Annotated in this window: 15 protein-coding genes; 2 read left to right on the top strand and 13 right to left on the bottom strand. The window is 35.8% G+C overall.

The genetic code is table 11. The features are described 5' to 3' along the window. Positions 1-6 precede the first annotated feature (6 nt). The 5 genes from LDK52_RS02700 to LDK52_RS02680 all read right to left on the bottom strand — a co-directional run bounded on the left by LDK52_RS02700 (position 7) and on the right by LDK52_RS02680 (position 6,861). On the bottom strand, positions 7-1,671 hold the full coding sequence (locus LDK52_RS02700; protein WP_277584414.1) for a glycoside hydrolase family 13 protein: 1,665 nt from the start codon (positions 1,669-1,671) through the stop codon (positions 7-9). A 61-nt stretch (positions 1,672-1,732) separates the two neighbouring features. Beyond that, positions 1,733-3,274: an alpha-amylase family glycosyl hydrolase gene (locus LDK52_RS02695; protein WP_277584413.1), complete on the bottom strand. Its 1,542-nt coding sequence runs from the start codon at positions 3,272-3,274 to the stop codon at positions 1,733-1,735. A gap of 28 nt (positions 3,275-3,302) precedes the next feature. Continuing rightward, on the bottom strand, positions 3,303-4,145 hold the full coding sequence (locus LDK52_RS02690; RefSeq protein WP_277584412.1) for a sugar ABC transporter permease: 843 nt from the start codon (positions 4,143-4,145) through the stop codon (positions 3,303-3,305). Continuing rightward, the gene (locus tag LDK52_RS02685; protein WP_277584411.1) at positions 4,145-5,428 is read right to left on the bottom strand and encodes a carbohydrate ABC transporter permease; all 1,284 of its coding nucleotides are present in this window, start codon (positions 5,426-5,428) and stop codon (positions 4,145-4,147) included. The genes LDK52_RS02690 and LDK52_RS02685 overlap by 1 nt, the downstream gene beginning before the upstream one ends. Positions 5,429-5,550: 122 nt before the next feature. Further along, a complete protein-coding gene (locus tag LDK52_RS02680; protein ID WP_277584410.1) occupies positions 5,551-6,861 on the bottom strand; it encodes an extracellular solute-binding protein in 1,311 nt (436 codons plus the stop codon). 342 nt (positions 6,862-7,203) lie between these two features. On the opposite strand from LDK52_RS02680, the gene LDK52_RS02675 reads away from it, so the two are divergent. Then, positions 7,204-8,949 carry a glycoside hydrolase family 13 protein gene (locus tag LDK52_RS02675; RefSeq protein WP_277584409.1) on the top strand — a complete coding sequence of 582 codons (1,746 nt, stop codon included), beginning with the start codon at positions 7,204-7,206 and terminating at the stop codon, positions 8,947-8,949. 165 nt (positions 8,950-9,114) lie between these two features. Here the strand turns inward: LDK52_RS02675 and LDK52_RS02670 are convergent, their stop codons facing one another. Both LDK52_RS02670 and LDK52_RS02665 read right to left on the bottom strand, forming a co-directional pair. Next, positions 9,115-9,372: a phage holin gene (locus LDK52_RS02670; protein WP_277584408.1), complete on the bottom strand. Its 258-nt coding sequence runs from the start codon at positions 9,370-9,372 to the stop codon at positions 9,115-9,117. A gap of 90 nt (positions 9,373-9,462) precedes the next feature. Continuing rightward, entirely contained in the window at positions 9,463-10,419 is a 957-nt protein-coding gene (locus tag LDK52_RS02665; protein WP_277584407.1) for a tyrosine-type recombinase/integrase, read from the bottom strand. Positions 10,420-10,689: 270 nt separating this feature from the next. Between LDK52_RS02665 and LDK52_RS02660 the strand changes: the two genes are divergently transcribed. Next, positions 10,690-11,220: a hypothetical protein gene (locus LDK52_RS02660; protein WP_277584406.1), complete on the top strand. Its 531-nt coding sequence runs from the start codon at positions 10,690-10,692 to the stop codon at positions 11,218-11,220. A gap of 124 nt (positions 11,221-11,344) precedes the next feature. Here LDK52_RS02660 and LDK52_RS02655 read toward each other — a convergent pair whose 3' ends face one another. From LDK52_RS02655 to LDK52_RS02630, 6 genes are all read right to left on the bottom strand, one after another. Continuing rightward, positions 11,345-12,460, bottom strand: a complete 1,116-nt coding sequence (locus LDK52_RS02655) for a GerAB/ArcD/ProY family transporter (protein ID WP_277584405.1) — start codon at positions 12,458-12,460, stop codon at positions 11,345-11,347. A gap of 33 nt (positions 12,461-12,493) precedes the next feature. After that, positions 12,494-12,718, bottom strand: coding sequence for a hypothetical protein (locus LDK52_RS02650; protein ID WP_277584404.1), 225 nt, complete (start codon positions 12,716-12,718; stop codon positions 12,494-12,496). A 6-nt stretch (positions 12,719-12,724) separates the two neighbouring features. Beyond that, positions 12,725-13,912: a Ger(x)C family spore germination protein gene (locus tag LDK52_RS02645; protein ID WP_277584403.1), complete on the bottom strand. Its 1,188-nt coding sequence runs from the start codon at positions 13,910-13,912 to the stop codon at positions 12,725-12,727. A 22-nt stretch (positions 13,913-13,934) separates the two neighbouring features. Beyond that, positions 13,935-15,542: a spore germination protein gene (locus LDK52_RS02640; protein WP_277584402.1), complete on the bottom strand. Its 1,608-nt coding sequence runs from the start codon at positions 15,540-15,542 to the stop codon at positions 13,935-13,937. 145 nt (positions 15,543-15,687) lie between these two features. Beyond that, positions 15,688-16,497: a YitT family protein gene (locus LDK52_RS02635; RefSeq protein WP_277584401.1), complete on the bottom strand. Its 810-nt coding sequence runs from the start codon at positions 16,495-16,497 to the stop codon at positions 15,688-15,690. Between the two features lie 137 nt (positions 16,498-16,634). Then, entirely contained in the window at positions 16,635-17,432 is a 798-nt protein-coding gene (locus LDK52_RS02630) for a DUF4097 family beta strand repeat-containing protein (RefSeq protein WP_277584400.1), read from the bottom strand. Positions 17,433-17,474: the final 42 nt, after the last annotated feature.

Here is a 17,474-nt window from a genome sequence, read left to right as displayed (position 1 = left end):
CTTATATCATTTATATAAGTATACTCTTACTTCATATGGATTTAGCGAAATAGTTTCTGTCAGCTGCTCCGGTGCATCTGTATAATTATATAATACAAGTTCTGTGCCGCGTTGTGGGAGATGCTGTAACGTAAGCTCCGAACTATGCTGTCTAAAGTTACATAAAACAATCGCAAACTGATCTTCCCTAGCACGTGTGTAGACGTACACATCCGGATGGTGTTCTAGTAATACATCATATTCTCCATAAATAAATACAGGATTTTCTTTCCTGATTTGAATCATTTTTTTATAGAATTGATAAATAGAATGCTCATCCTCTAGTTGATTAGCTACATTAATCGTCACATAATTTGGATTCACTTTCATCCATGGCTTACCTTCAGAAAATCCACTGTTGAACGAACTGTCCCATTGCATAGGGGTTCTTGAATTGTCTCTACCGTTGCTCCAAATTACTCGCATTACTTCTTCATGCGGTTTACCTTTTGCTATTTCTAAATCATAGAAATTCTTCATGCCAATATCATCGTAATCGTCAATTGATGAAAACTGAACGTTTGTCATCCCAATTTCCTGTCCCTGATAAATAAATGGTGTTCCTTGCATGAGGAAATAGCAGGCTGCTAGCATTTTCGCACTTTCATTCCAATACTCTTTGTCATTTCCCCAGCTCGAAACACTACGTGTCTGATCGTGGTTTTCTAGGAATAGAGCATTCCACCCTTTTTTATGCAACCCTTTTTGCCATTTAGTAAGAATTTGCTTCATCGCAATAACGTCTACTGAGTTATTAAGGGCCTTGTTCCAAAGTCCAAGATGTTCAAACTGAAAAATCATATTGAACTTCCCATTCTCTGCTCCCACCCAGTCATCTGCCTCATCAATTCCTACTCCATTTGCTTCTCCAACTGTCATAATATCGTATTTAGCAAAAGTTTCTTCCTTCAGCTCTTTTAAATACTCCTGAATGCCAGGTTGGTTCGTATGCATATCAAAGGAAGAGACATATTTTTCATTTTTTGGATTTGGCATATCCGGCAATCCATCATACTTTTTAATATGACTAATTGCATCAACTCGGTAACCATCGATTCCCTTATCGAGCCACCAATTGACCATTTTAAAAAGTTCCTGGCGCATATTTGCACTTTCCCAATTCAAGTCAGGCTGTTTCGTTGCAAATAAATGTAGATAATATTGCTCCGTCAGCTGATCACGCTCCCAAGCGCTGCCTGAGAAAATACTTTCCCAGTTATTCGGTTCTTGGTCATCCTGCCCATCTTTCCAAATATACCAATCCCTTTTAGGGTTTTCTTTAGAAGAACGTGATTCGATAAACCAAGGATGCTCATCACTAGTGTGGTTGATAACTAGATCCAGAATTAGTTTCATCCCTCTTGCGTGAATTTCTTCTAATAACTCATCAAAATCCTCCATGTTGCCATACTGCTCTGAAATGCCTTGATAATCACTAATATCATATCCATTATCTGCATTAGGAGACTTATAAAACGGACTGACCCAAACAACATCCACCCCTAAGTCCTTCAAGTAATCTAACTTAGAAATGATGCCTCGTAGATCTCCGATTCCGTCACCATTGCTATCCATAAAGCTTCTTGGATACACCTGATAACTAACAGCCTCTTTCCACCATTTTTCTTTCATGAATAAAGTACCCCTCTCTTGCTGTTCTTGCTTCCTATGTTGCACCAGACTTAATCGACCATTATGCCGATTTATTTTGTTTGAACCTTTTAAACCAAATGAACAGAACTAATAATAATAAAATAATACCGCCTATCAAAACACTTAAAGCTAACCGATTATTTTCTGGTTGTTTTACTAGCTTATATATTTCATACTGGCCACTTTCCAAATGAATCGTATACCCAGCTTCCTCTGACTTAACTAGTCCGCCCTCTAATAATCCGTGTAATTCTTTTCCAGATGTTATTTCTTCTTCCAGCACTACGCTTTGTTCTTTTGTAGTATTGTTGATTGCTACGACAATCGTTTCATCCACATAGGTTCTCTTATAGACAGTCCATCCTGCATCATCAACTAGAAGTTCCATATCCCCTCTAGTTAGGGCTAGCTGCTCCTGTCTAACAGCACCGAGCTTCTTTATATATTCATACAACTCATCATTTGCCTGAAAATTCATCATTCGACGATTATCAGGATCATTTCCTCCATCCAGTGCTATTTCTGTCCCATAGTAAATGATTGGAATGCCTGGAGCAGTATACAAATACGTTAAGCCTAGCTTTAACCTTTCAACTGGATCTTGATTATTCTGGATAGCTAAATTAGTGAATCGTTGCATATCATGATTGTCGAGAAACTGACCAAGCAGTTCGGGGCGCTCAAATAAATTATTATTTCGATCATTATTTGAAAATAACCATCCTAGGGATTGATTGGATTTTTCAAAAGCAGCTTGAAGCGCTCCATTCTGATAAAAGTCCATGAAACCATCAATTCCAGTATCCTCATAACTAACGATGACATTAGGGTTATCATGCCAAACCTCACCGATTAAAAAGAAGGTGTTTTTCACTGATTTCACTTCGGCTGAGAAATCGGTCCAAAATGCCTTCGGAACATGCTTAACCGTATCTAAACGATAGCCATCGATATCTGTTTCTTGAATCCACCATTTTGATGCATCTAAAAGATACTTACTAACCTCTGGATTTTCCTGGTTTAAATCGGGTAAATCATATAACCAGCCTGTTTCCACTTCATGTTGGTCATTCCAATTGGAAATGGACTTGTTTTCATGAAACCACTCTTTTTTTGAAGAATCATTCAGCCATTCATGATTTGGACCAACATGGTTCACGACAAAATCGAGAAATACTTTTATATCTCGTTTATGCGCTTCCTCTACAAGCGTTTTAAATTCTTCCATCGTACCAAAGTACTTATTTGTTTGATATAAATCCTTTATCCAGTACCCGTGATATCCTTTGTCCATATTCTCGAAAATGGGGGTCAACCAAATAGCTGTAAATCCCATATCTTTTATATAATCGAGCTTTTCGGTAATCCCTTTAAAATCTCCACCATGATAGGCAAGTGGATCGTTTATATTTGCATCTCGATCATTACTCGAATCTCCATTATTAAATCTGTCCACCATAATCATGTAAATAACCTCATCCTGCATTTTCCGCTCCTCACTCGCGAGAGCTGTATGCGGATGTAAGATGGCCATTACAAGCAATAGTAAACTGAATATTATTCCACTTTTTGTCCTGGTCATCCTGTGCAACTTCATTCCTTTAGACGTATTAACCTTTCGTACCCCCAGCTGTAAGACCGGAGATAAAATACTTTTGGAATGAAAGGAAAAGTATCGTAATCGGAATAGCTATCAAAACGGAACCTGCAGCGAAAGTAGTAAATTCATTACCAAATTGTTTGGAAACTAATTCGTATAGGCCGACACCCATCGTGAATTTCTCTTCACTACGAAGCATAATACGTGCAAGGATGAAATCGCCAAATGGAGCGATAAACGAGAACAGCGCTACTACTGCAATGATTGGTTTAGATAATGGCATAATGATTTGCCAAAAAATTCGTAAATGACCTGCTCCGTCCATACGTGCAGATTCATCTAGTTCTTTTGGAATTGTATCCAAATATCCCTTCATCAACCATGTATTCATCGGTATTTGCCCACCAACATAAATAAGTATAAGCCCAGCATGCGAGTCTAACAATCCAGTTCGGTTGGCAAGTACAAAGATTGCGATTAGCGCGGCGAAGTTTGGAATCATTTGTAGGACTAAAAACGTAAGAAGTCCATTTTTTCTTCCGATAAACCGGTAACGGGAGAAAGCATATCCAGTAAAGGCTACACTTATAACCGCAAATACCATCGTGATTAAACTAATTTTCATCGAATTTAAGTACCATAAAACATAATTAGATTTTTCTATATCAAATAGGCTTGAATAGTGCTTAATTGTAGGGTTTTCAGGAAACATGGTAGAACCAGAGAGACTTTGCCCAGGGTTAAAAGAAGAACCTATAACCCAAAGCAACGGGTAAATAACTATTGTCACCGCAACTAGAAGAATAAGATAAGAAATGGACAGTCTGATTATTTTTTCAGTCTTGTTTGACATTACATCATATCCTCCTCTTTGAATGAATTAGTTCGTTTGAATTGCCATAATGCTACAACTACAACGATCAGTGATAGAAGCATTGTAATTGCTGCAGCTTTTCCATATTGTCCAGAAGTCATCGTCAATTGATAAATCCAAGAAATTAAGATATCCGTTCCACCAGCATTTTGTCCCGGTATAGCGGGACCTCCGCCGTTGAAAAGGAAGATGACGTTGAAATTATTGAAGTTAAATGTATATTGCGTAATAAGAATTGGAGCAGTTGCATATAAAACCATTGGTAAAGTGATACCTCGGAATTTTTGGGAAATAGAAGCACCGTCTACATTTGCAGCCTCATACAATTCCTCAGGAATGGATTGAAGCACTCCAGTTGTCATAGCGAATATAAATGGGAATCCTAGCCATGACTGTATAAGGATTAGTGCAAATCTAGTCCATAATTCTTCGGTCATCCAAGGGATAGCATCGATGCCTAGCATACTGAGTATTTGCGTATTGACGACACCAAAGGATTCATTGAACATTCCCGAAAAGATTAATATCGATACAAACGCGGGTACTGCCCACGGTAAGATTAAAATCGTACGGAAGAATGCTTTTCCTTTTAAATCTTTTTGATTGATAACAACTGCCAAAAAGACTCCAATGGCAACTTGTAAAGTCGTTGCCCCAAATGTCCAAACAATAGTCCAACCTAGTACACCAAAGAATGTGGATCTCCAAAGATCTAATTTGAATATATCAATATAGTTTTGTATACCTACCCAATCTACTAATTTTGCAGGTGGTGAATGATATAAGTCATAGTTTGTAAATGATAGAAGGATTACAAAGATTATTGGGAAAATAACTACGAAGATTAGTAATAAAAATCCAGGAGAAATCATTAGATAAGGAAATCCGTTATCTAACAGATTGTGATACTGCTCCCTCACGCTATTTAAAAGGAACCCTTCGTCCCGTTTTTTTCCATTGTTATAAGCATCATAAATATTAAAAGCATAAATACCAAGACCGATAATTGCTACCAATAAAGCGATAATACCATCGATTAATAAGAATATAGAGTGATCAAGCAGTGGAATTTCTCCAAGGGTAATGAGCCCCCAAAATCCCCAGTTTAATGTTTGAGAAAAACTACTGAAAAATGCGATTGTTAGTACTAAGAAGATAATTCCTTTAACAAACTGTTTATTATAAAATTGCCCAAAGCCTGGGATGATGGATAATAGCCCAGCATTTTTTCTATGTTTGGTTGTGACATTACTATTCATCATAAATGTCGCCTCCTTCTTTTCCTCAAGTAATCGCTAGTCCTATTATTAATAGAAGCAAAGCCATGCTTCCTAAAAGGAAACATGCCTTTGCTGTAATGGATAATAAGAAAGTGATTGCTTTTCTATTTACTCGGGTGATTCGTTTCGATATTTGTTTTAATATTTTTAACTGCGTCATCCATTGCTGCTTTTGGTTCTGCTTTACCAGTAGCAATTGTTTGAAGAGCAGATGCTGCAGGTCCCCATACTTCTCCCATCTCAGGAATGTTAGGCATCGGTACTGCGTATTGAGATTGAAGTGCTACTGCTTTTGCACCTTCATTATCTGCAATAATTGGATCTGCTATCAAAGTTGTTACCGGTGGAATTTCTTGCGTTAATTCAAAACGAATTTTTGCATTTTCTTCATTTGTTAACCATTCTACTAATTTAGTTGACCAGTATGCATGTTCTGTAAAGGCTGATACATGCCATCCTTTAACTCCCATAAACGTTTTCATATGCTCTCCATTTGGAAGAGTTGGCATTGCCGCAACCCCGATATCAATTCCAGCATCCTTCATACTTTGGAATGCCCAAGGACCGTCCATTACAGAAGCGACTTTACCTTCATTGAATAGACCATCTTTAGCTGAACCGCCACTTTCCCCAATAATTCCTTTAGGGAATAGACCTTCTGCATACCATTTTTGAATATATTCAGCTCCAGCAACAGCACCATCATTGTTTAACCCAATATCATCTCGGTCTAGTGCTCCATCATTTTCTTGGAATACATAACCGCCCATACCTCCAATTACACCATGAGCAAAGTAGAAGTTATCCCATAACGCTAGGAAACCGAACTTTTTGCCATCTGTGAAATCAGTAGAAAATGCATATACTTCATCCATTGTCTCAGGTGCTTCAGGCATTAAAGCCTTATTGAAAATAAATACAGGTGTTTCAGTAGCTTTTGGTAAGCCATATAGTTTACCATCATATTTTTGTGCAGTTACAGCAGATTCACTGAAAGTAGAAAGAACTTCATCACTTACTTCTATTTCTTGAATCAACCCTTCCGTAACAACTTGGCCGATTTGATCATGTGGTAAAGTTACTACGTCTGCACCAGTGCCCGAAGGACCATCTAAACGTAGTTGTTCACGCATTTTATCTGCCATACCCAATTCTTTAAATTCAACTTTAATACCGTATTCCTTTTCGAAAGACTCGATTGCTGGTTTTAGCGCAGCAGATTTATCTGTATCCTCCCAAACAATCAGTTTTTCCGGTTTTGCAGGTTCTTCTGCAGTTTCAGCTTCACCAGTTTCTGTTTCTGTTGTCGTTTCATCCGTTTTCACTGGAGTTGTTTCTTCCCTATCCGGTCCACACGCAACTAGTAAAGCAATTGAAGCAATAAGCATGAACAATAATATTAATGACTTTTTCATCTTTTAACCCCTCCTTTTTTTGTTTGAACTATACATACCCAAAGTTGGACAACCGTTTGCACAACAAGCAAAAAGAAAGCGCTATCATAAAAGAATTAAAATTATTCCACTCAATCTTCCAATAGTTTATATATAAGATTGGTGGAATAATAAAATACTAATAATCTATGAAATCGGTTGCACAACTTATGCTTTTATTATACATTTAATCTATAATGAAACAATCTATTTTTTATAAATTTTTATAATATTTAATTTCTAACTGTAAGTATCTTTATAATGTGAGATAGTGAACGAGTATTGAGTGGGATAAATGCAAATAAATTTCTTAGGAGATGTAGGATGGAAAAAGCAGCTATTTTTCACCGACCGACCGATAATTTTGCTTATTTACTAGATGATAAAACGCTTCAAATACGGATTAAAACAAAACAAAATGATGTAAATACTGTTTCATTAATCATGGGTGATCCTTATATTTGGCTTAATGGACAATGGCAGTATTCAGAAATGAATATGAATTTAGTTGGAAACGATGGTTTGTATGACTATTGGGAAGCGGAAGTTTTTGCAGCAACAAATAGACTACGATATGGCTTTAAGTTGAGTTCATCAACGGAGGATGTTATTTATACGGAAAAAGGATTTTATGACAGCATACCAGTAGATAGTGATTATTATTTTTGTTTTCCATATTTACATGCAAATGAACAGTTCCAAGCTCCTGGGTGGGTGAAAGATACGGTTTGGTATCAAATATTCCCAGAGCGTTTTGAAAACGGTGATCCTACTGTTAACCCCGATAATGTGAAATCCTGGGGAAGCGAAGATCCAGCAGTAAATAACTTTTTCGGTGGTGATTTCGCAGGTGTTACCGCACATTTAGACCACTTGACCGACATCGGAGTAAATGGTATCTATTTTACTCCCGTTTTTAAAGCTTATTCCAATCATAAATACGATACGATTGACTATATGGAATTGGACCCGCAGTTTGGGGATGCAGATGCTTTAAAAGAACTAATCACACAATGTCATAACCGGGGGATTAAAGTAATGCTAGATGCCGTGTTCAATCATAGTGGGTACTACTTCCCTCCTTTCCAAGACTTACTAGAGAAGGGAGATAGCTCAGTCTATAAAGATTGGTTCTACATCCATAGCTTCCCTGTTGTAGGCGGAGAAAAGCCTAATTATGAAGCGTTTGGATTTGTTGAATCTATGCCCAAGTTGAATACAGCTAATCCAGCGGTGAAAAAATACTTGCTAGACGTAGGTGCCTATTGGATAAATGAATTTGATATTGATGGATGGAGACTTGATGTTGCAAACGAAGTAGATCAACCATTTTGGCGAGAGTTTAGAAAAACGGTGAAAGAAGCAAAGCCGGATGTTTATATTCTTGGGGAAATTTGGCATGATTCAATGCCGTGGCTTAGAGGAGATCAGTTTGACGCTGTGATGAATTATCCATTTAAAACGAATGTATTAAATCTACTCGCAAAGAAAAGCATTAACTCGAAGCAATTTGTGGAGAATATGAGTAAGGTGTACTACAGTTATCCAAAGACCGTGTTTGATTATACATTCAATCTTGTAGGTAGTCATGATACAGCGAGAATTCTGACGGAATGCGAAGATAATATTAACAAAACGAAGCAGGTATTTACGATTCTTCTAACATTTATGGGCACTCCTTGCATTTATTATGGGGACGAAATTGGCCTCACTGGTGGCCATGATCCTGGCTGTAGAAAATGCATGGACTGGAACGAAAAAAATCATCAGCTAGAGCTAAAAAATCATATTCGAACTCTAAATGCACTTCGAAAAAATGAAAAACTGCTAGCAAATGAAGGTTCTGTCACATTCCTTCACCCGATCGAGCCTAATGGGATATTTGGATATAAAAAATATAAAGCCCATAAAACTATTTTGGTTTTAGTTAACCCTAATTCAAGTAATCAGAAATTTACTCTTGATAAAGACCGAAAGTATAATACGCTCTATAGTTCAAATGTGGAATTAGAAAGCACTCAAGTAAATATAGATGCAGACGGTTTTGTTATCATTGAATATACACATTAAAACTATAAAAAAATTCCAGACAAGTGAATACACTTATCTGGAATTTTTTTATAGTAAATTTAGTTTACATAATATTATTATAAAAACCTAAATTAAATTTATAAGATGTCAGTATCTTTCTATAGATTTCTGCTGACTTCCTTATGTCCCAGCCTCAAAAGCGAACTATTTTAACCCATTATTTTTCAGATATTGTGTATTTCTTCGAGCTTTGTAACGCACATCATTGTTTTTCCACCATGACCAAATAGATGCAAAAAAAGCAAAACCAAACGTAACCCCAAGCTCGACATCTTCGCTAGAAAAATCAATCGGACTATACCCCTTCATGACAAGAAATTGGTTAAACCACGCAATTAATAGTACGACAGTCCGTACAATCATCATTTTTTCAAAAGGTATAGAAGACTGTTTATTTGCCAAATGAGGCCCCCCCTTCAGAAATGATTCTTAGTTTCACTATCTATTTTATGCTTTATAAGTTTGTCCTTATTCCACATTCTGTAATATACATTAACCTAAAAGATTGAACGGATTGTTTTCAATCACTTGGCGTATTTCTTTATCCTCCACATGCGTATAAATCTGTGTAGTTGATACACTGGCGTGACCCAGAATATGCTGTAGACTTCTAATATCTGCCCCGTTTTTATACATAATAGTTGCAGATGTATGTCTTAGCTTATGGGGAGATAGTTTTTCCTTGTTTAAACCGGAGTCCTGGTTAATTTGTTTGATAATTTTTGCGATGGTTTGCCGTGTTAATCTAGTTCCTTTTTGGGATAGGAAGAGGGCATCATTTGTAGTTGCCCCTTGTATGTATTGGCGTTCTTTTTCCATATATGTATGAAGTGACACGATACAAGCCTTGTTCAGGAAAACGGTACGTTCTTTATCCCCCTTACCTACTACTCGCAATATATTGTCTTGGATAGAGTTGAGATTTAAGCTACAAAGCTCCGAAACACGAAGACCTAAATTTAAAAAGAACATGATCATACTATAATTGCGGTAGTAATGATTGCTTTTTTTAATGCCTGCAATAAATAATTCAGCCTCTTGTTGATCCATATAAATAGGCTTTTTCTTACCAATTTTTGGCGTCTCCAATTCATCCGCTGGATTTTCATCCAATAATCTTCTTTTTCCCTTCAAATATTTAAAAAAGGATTTCAGCGTAGCTGCCTTTCTTGCCCGAGAAGCAGCACTATTACTACGTTGCATTTCACAGTACTCCAAAAACAAATACATATCTTCCAATGAAATTTCTTTTATAAAATCGATCGTTACATCTTTAATAGAGATTTCGTCCATTTTAGTTATTTCTAAATCTTTTTCCACTGCTATTAGAAATCTTAAAAATAAAGTGATGTCATATTCATACTCTTTTCGTGTTCGCAAAGATTTCCCTCTAATCGTCGTTAAATAGACTAGAAAATCTGTCACTATTTTAGGTAATTCTCTTTTCATTACTACACCTCTTCTACCTCCTATTTTATCACAAAATAAGGTTCCCAAATATGTATTTGGGAACCTTATTTGAAATTAAAGAGAATCCACCTTAAAAAGTCCATATATATTGTTTTTTCTACTTAAATTTGGTGTGCTTCAAATTCGCTCTGAGAGTCTTTTAACTTTTGTATCGCGAGTGATTGTCCATAACTCACTTCTAAACTTGATATTGGTTTTTCTTGTAGGTATATTCAAAATTCCAGTAAATAACCGCTTCCTAATAATAAGTTGACAGAATCACCATTCTTTGTTGAATTATCAGAAAATCTTATCGAACATTCCCCATCAAAATTTCAAACTTCAAAATACTCACTTCTCATTCTCTTAGACAAATTTTCAACACCCAAACCTTTTTCCAATGTTAACAATTCATTTATTCTAATGGAGGTTAATAAATGGAGAAAATTCTCGGTCAAATTTTACGAAATACAAGATTTAAAAGAAGGACAAGGTCGTATTGAAACTAAAGTGGATAATCATGGAATTCGATTTGATCAATTAGAAACTAAAGTCGATAAAATTGAAGCTGATGTAAGTATACTTAAAACAGACTTAGCGGTACTAGATAAAAAAGCAGATAATCTTGATAAGAAAATTGACAATCAAAATATATTCATAATTCAAGGATTAGAACCTTACTTTGCTACTCTAGAAAAGAGCATTGAAAAGCATCAGGAATCGATTGATATACTTTCCGCTCGTAGTTTTCAACATGAGGTAGATTTTAAATCAATAAAAAGATTGCTAATCTCTCCATAATTACTTAAAGGGAACTTTTTCAAACAAAAGTTCCCTTTCAAAATTATTATCCCCTAATTCCCCTCTGCTAATTAATTTCAGGAATGGACTTTAATACGTTTTGTAGCCAACTAATAATAGGAATTTATGAAGCCTGGCCATCTTTTTTTAATCGCTTTTTTCGTATAGCATATACAATTACCATTAACAAAGGTAAAGCAATTCCAATCGTTAAAGAAAAGTATTTACTAATAGTCTTATCAAAAATATGTTGATCCACAACACTTGGAAAAACCGCGAGAGATAGGACAATGGCGATCATCCCTAACGGATACGTTAATGGGCGATAATCTTTCAAATTTAAAATTTGGGCTAACCCATAAACAGATGCGTAAAAAAAGAGTACCATCTTAAAATAGAGACAAAGAATCCAAAGTGCGCCCATCAATGCCTCTACTCGATTCACAAAGTTCCCAATGTTTATCATTTTAGCCAAACCATAGCTAGGAAACTCCTGTCTAGAGGTTAAATCAGCCCCTAATACCATAATACACAATAATGTGACGATAACAATGACTAGTCCACCTACTAGATTTCCAATAAAAAAATATTTCCTTGCAGATTTAGGTTGGTTAATAAAGGCTGGGAATATCATTAATAAACTAACGGCATTAACCGTGGAAATCACAAGCAAAGTTAACGACCCTTCAGCAATACTTTTCATATCTGCCTCAAATACAGGTTGAATGTTCTCAATTTGAATCTTAGGTGCTATAAAAACCACTAATATAATAAAAAGCAGAAAGAAAACAACAATAAAAATTTCCGAAGAACGAGCAATGGTTTCAAGTCCAAGGCGAACGCCCATTATCATTATTATACCCATCAATATATTAGTGGCTACCATTGGTGTATTTGGCATAATATGCGTGGTAAGGAATGTACCAGAATGATACAAAATCAAAGCAGCATAAATAAAATTCATGAATAAAAATAATAAAGAAAAGACTGTACCTATCCATTTTCCAAAAAGAGTTTCATTCATCTGAACAAAGGTTCGATCAGGAAACCAAAGTCCTATTTTCGTGAATAGCCACACGATTAATAGACCAATTCCTGTGCCAATTATTGCGGCAATCCAAGCATCTTGCTTCGCATAGCTTGCTAAAGCTGATGGTACAACTAAGATGCTCGTACCAATCGTAAAAAAGAAAACTAAAACTAGAAATTGATAAGAACTTATTTTAACGTTTTGCATCATAATATTTACCCACCTAACTTTTCTTTAATTCATCTAACGAGTTAATGCATCGTGCAATGGTTTATAAATGAAAGTTAGAAGATCAATTGGGTTGGGTATAGATTTTCCAAAACTATGTGCAATACCAAGACAAACTCCAATAGCAAGAAGAATTGAAAACACAACCAGCTCTTTTTTATACTTTTTTTCCATAAGGGTAGGAACTTCAATAAACACGACGACGGCAGCTACTAGAATTATTCCTACGCTGTTCAGCATATATAATTAGTCCTTCCATTTTTCCGTTATAGAATTATTTACGGTGCCAGTTTTCAAAATCTTCACGTCCACTTTAACATTCGCAGTCATTTTAGCAAAATGCTCATCCCATTGTTTTTTTAATGTTTTCCATTCTTTTGGATTTGAGCGATGAATAGCATTACCGAATCCAAAAATGTCTGTCTCATATTTTTCCTGTACGCTGGTAATAGAATGGTTAATCGTATTTTCCACTTCTTTTTCGTAGAGCTTCTCTAGTGTTTTAATGGAATCGGGTTTATTTATATTGAGAGAACATTCTATTGCACCTATATTTCCTTCTATTTGAACATTAATATCGACTTCCGGCCTTCCATTTTTAATTTTACCTTTCAATTTTGATTTATTACTAAGAACCTCTATATCAATAGTTCCCCCTTCAGGACACGAAACTGTGCCTACCGTACTTTTCACATGATCGATGATGTCATTATAAGCTCTACTTTCATCTTCTGTTAAATAACCAACTAGTTTGTCGTCTTTAAACACTGCTAAATCATCAAACTTAATAATAGCACTAGGAGTGATAGTCGCCACATTTTCTTTACTTGAACCTATCTCTTTGTTTCCTGTCACCATAATTCCTGTTAAGACAGCTTCTTTTCCGTCACTTAGCAAATCTACCATTAACTCATCTAATGTAACTCCGACAGTTGCAGCCCAGTTTTCTTCTGACACTTTAAGCGTGTTAAAAATCCTATTGGCTGGTATGATTTCTAACGTAGTTTGAACGTTCAAAATTTCTATTGCTGTAGAGTCCTTAGCCACAGCAACGTAGAAATCCGATCGTACCTCCCAATCCCTTGATATTAAATCTAAAGCGTCTCCAATTCCTTCCTCGGCTAATGACTCACCAACTATAAGTGTCCGAAGATGCCCAGGATAAATTTTTCTTGGAGAGCTCTTTGTCATTTTTCGTATTGCCTCATACACCGTTTTACCTTTCTCTTGGATGAGCGTTACTGGCGCTGCTCCTTTACCAGCGTTCATGGAGACTTCTGAAGGTACTACGACCTGAGCCGAAACCAAGTATTCATCATCTACTTTATCAATCCCTATCGCCATAGTAATAGCTAACTCGTTCAATTCTCTACGATTCCAACATCCTGTAAGAAAGACGCTAACAATCAGCAATATTAATATTTGTTTTTTCATTACACCGCTTACTCCCTTACTTTCACTCAGTGGGTTTTGGAGGTACTGGTTTTGCAGCAGTTGGATTTTGCTGTTTATCAATGTTTTGTTGACTGATTAAATCAGGACGAGTGAACATTTTCCAAATAGATAAACGAATAATTGTATCTTTTTGAGCAGATATATTAAATGGTGCTAAAGGATACATATATGGAATCCCAAATGAACGTAGACTGCATAAATGCAATACTAATGCAATTAAACCAACTGTTACGCCAAATAATCCAAATGATGCAGCAAGTCCCATAAAAATAAAGCGAAGCATACGAACAGACATTGACATATCATAAGTAGGTGAAACAAAATTGGCTATAGCTGTTAAGGAAACAACAATTACCATTGCTGCAGATATCAAACCTGCTTCGACTGCTGCAGTACCAACAACAAATGCCCCTACAATCGACATAGCTGAACCGATGGCCCTTGGCATCCTTAAACTAGCTTCTCGCAAAATTTCAAAGGTAATTTCCATTATGAGAGCTTCAATAAATGCTGGGAACGGCACACCCTCTCGTTGAGCGGCCAGACTAATAAGGAGTGAAGTAGGTAACATTTCATGATGAAAAGTAGTAGCCGCTATAAATAAAGCAGGAGCTAGTAAAGCAATTCCAAATGAAAAAAATCGTAGGATTCGCACTAGACTAGTTATCTGAGAACGTTGATAATAATCCTCTGAAGATTGGAAGAACTGGACAAACAAGGCAGGGACGGTTAATACAAACGGTGTACCATCGATTAAGATAGCAACTCTGCCTTCTAAGATGGCTGCTGCCACTACATCAGGACGTTCCGAATTATATACTGTTGGGAACATTGACCTTGGGGCATCTTGGATCAACTCTTCAATATAGCCACTTTCAAGTATTCCATCTATATCAATTCGATCTAGTCGAAAATGAACTTCTTTCACTACTTTGTCATTGGCTATGCCTTTGATATACATTACCGCAACATTCGTTCTCGTACGTTTTCCAATTATTTTGGTTTCCATCCAAAGCTGAGGGTCTTTTATCTTTCTCCGTATTAAAGCGGTATTTATACGTATATTTTCTGAGAACGCTTCCCTTGGTCCTCTTATTACTGTTTGGGTCGTACTTTCTGTAACACCACGTTCAACCCAACGACTATTACCAATAATTAGACCTTCCGAATAACCATCTATCAAAAAAATTACATCCCCTGATAAGAGGGAAAGGAATAGCTGATCAAATTTGGTCACTTCTTTTATTTCTCCTGTGGTCATGGCAAAATCTTTAATCATCTCTATAATTTTCGGATTAGGAGTAAGCTCCACTTTTAATTCGGCATCTTTAATATCTAGCATTAACGACTCCAGAATGAAGTCCTGTATAGAATTTGTATCGCTTAAACCGTCTGTATACATTATTCCCGCTTTCAGAACCCCTCCTTTACCAATTTGAATCTCTCGAATTATAATATCAGAGCTATTACCTAGCGTATCCTTAACTATTTTTATATTATCTTGAAGTTTTGTTTTTAATGTTTGTTTATCATTGGACTCCTTCGTTTGACTCTGTGGAGGAGTAGTGGATTTTAACTGTTCCTTTTTTTTCTTATAAAAAAAACCCATGTTATTCCTCTTTTTCTGTAAATTATTTTATGTACTCTATAAGTTTGTCCAAATACAGGCAAAAATATTCTTTTCCACCAGACTAAAAAAGTCGACATTCCTAATTAAAGGAACCTCGACTTTTACTGAAAATATTACATACGCATTAATTTTTAGCGAATTGCCCAACAACTTCTACTGTTTCAAAAATATTGATAAAGGCTTGCTCATCATGTCTGCGAATAATTTGTTTTATTTGCCCCATTTCGTAGCGAGTCACAACCATGATCAAAATGTTCTTTTTCTCTAGCGTGTAACCACCGAATCCTTCTGTGACTGTAACGCCCCGATAAATGCTTGCTAATAATTCCTGCCTAATCGGTTCAGCTGCAGTCGTTATTATTTGCATCGTTAGTTTTTCATGATTGGTATAAATTGTATCAATTGCTCTGCCTGTCAAATATATCGATAATAATGTATATAATGCTATTTCCCAGTTAAAAATGGCTCCTGCAATAAGTACAATCACACTATTCATCGCTGTAAGAAGTAAACCAACACTAAGATTACTTGATCGAGATATAATAATAGCTATTATATCAATTCCTCCAGAGGTACCAGAGTATTTCATTATTAGACCTATACCAATACCGCCAATTGCTCCGCCAAATATAGCTGAAAGTAAGATATTATCCGAAATTGATTCAGCTGGAATAATATATAAAAATATTGATAAAGATAAAACACACACAAGTGTATTCAGTGTAATTTCTTTGCCAAGCTTGTAATATCCTAATATTAAAAGAGGTACATTCATGACAAAGTTTAGTATACCAGTATCAAAAGGGGTTATAAGTCCCAGCAAAATGGCTATACCACTTAATCCACTGCTTAAAATCTCATGAGGCACTAAAAATGAATTAAACGCAAAAGCAATTATAAAGGAGCCCACAACTACTATTAAATATTTTAACAAAAGACTGCTCCTTCCTCATAAAAAAAATCGCCCACTAGGGACGAGTTTTTCTTGCTAGAATTTTCTCTTCACAAATGATATAGGAACAATTTAACAAAGATTACCGAACTCGTCAATATAATACTGGAATTTCTTTATTAATTTCCCTTTTTGACTGATATTATTCCATTATCTGTTTTTAATTTAATCAAGTTTTTCCCATTTCCAAAAATGGTCTCTTCATTAGCAGAACCAAAAATATCAATTCTTCCATTATCTAGTTCAGCTTGAATAGTAGCGTTTTTTGGTTCAGAAGTTGAACGAATATTAATAAGTCCATTATCTGTTTCTAAGGATATTGCCCGGTCCAGGTTATCTGTTACCATGGTAATTTGGCCATTATCCGTCTCGGCTTCTATATCCCCATTCACATATCGAAAATCTATTTTCCCATTGTCTGTTTTTACATGGATCATCTTACTATCCAAATCTTCTAATTCAATTTTCCCATTATTTGACTCAATATGAACAACGTCGATTTGAAGATCATTTACGATAATTTGGCCATTGTCTGTTTGTGTTATTAACTCTTCGTATTTTTCATCCGGAACAGATACGACAATTCTATTGCCTGAAGCATTGAAGCCAAAATTGATGACATTAAAGAACTTCTTTTTCATTTCTACATATAAAGTGTCGCCTTTTACATATGTCTCCACTATACTACGTGAGCTCTTCTTGCTTATAAATTCAACTTCCCCATGCGAATTGGATGTTGGAACAACCTCAATAGTCGTGTTATCCCCTGTAATGTTTATCCGTGTAAACTCTTCATCCACTAACTCAATTTCTTGTTTGTTTTTCGTAAATCCACCAGCAATACTCATCCCAATGTTTATAACTGCTCCTAAAATTATTACTATAATTGCGATGATACCAATCTTTTTTATATTCACTGTTTTGTCCTCCTATTTGTTTATCTTATATATTTCATTATA

The organism is Psychrobacillus antarcticus (genome assembly GCF_029533155.1).
Classification (GTDB): Bacteria; Bacillota; Bacilli; order Bacillales_A; family Planococcaceae; genus Psychrobacillus; species Psychrobacillus antarcticus.
This window is presented reverse-complemented; position numbering and strand designations above follow the sequence as displayed.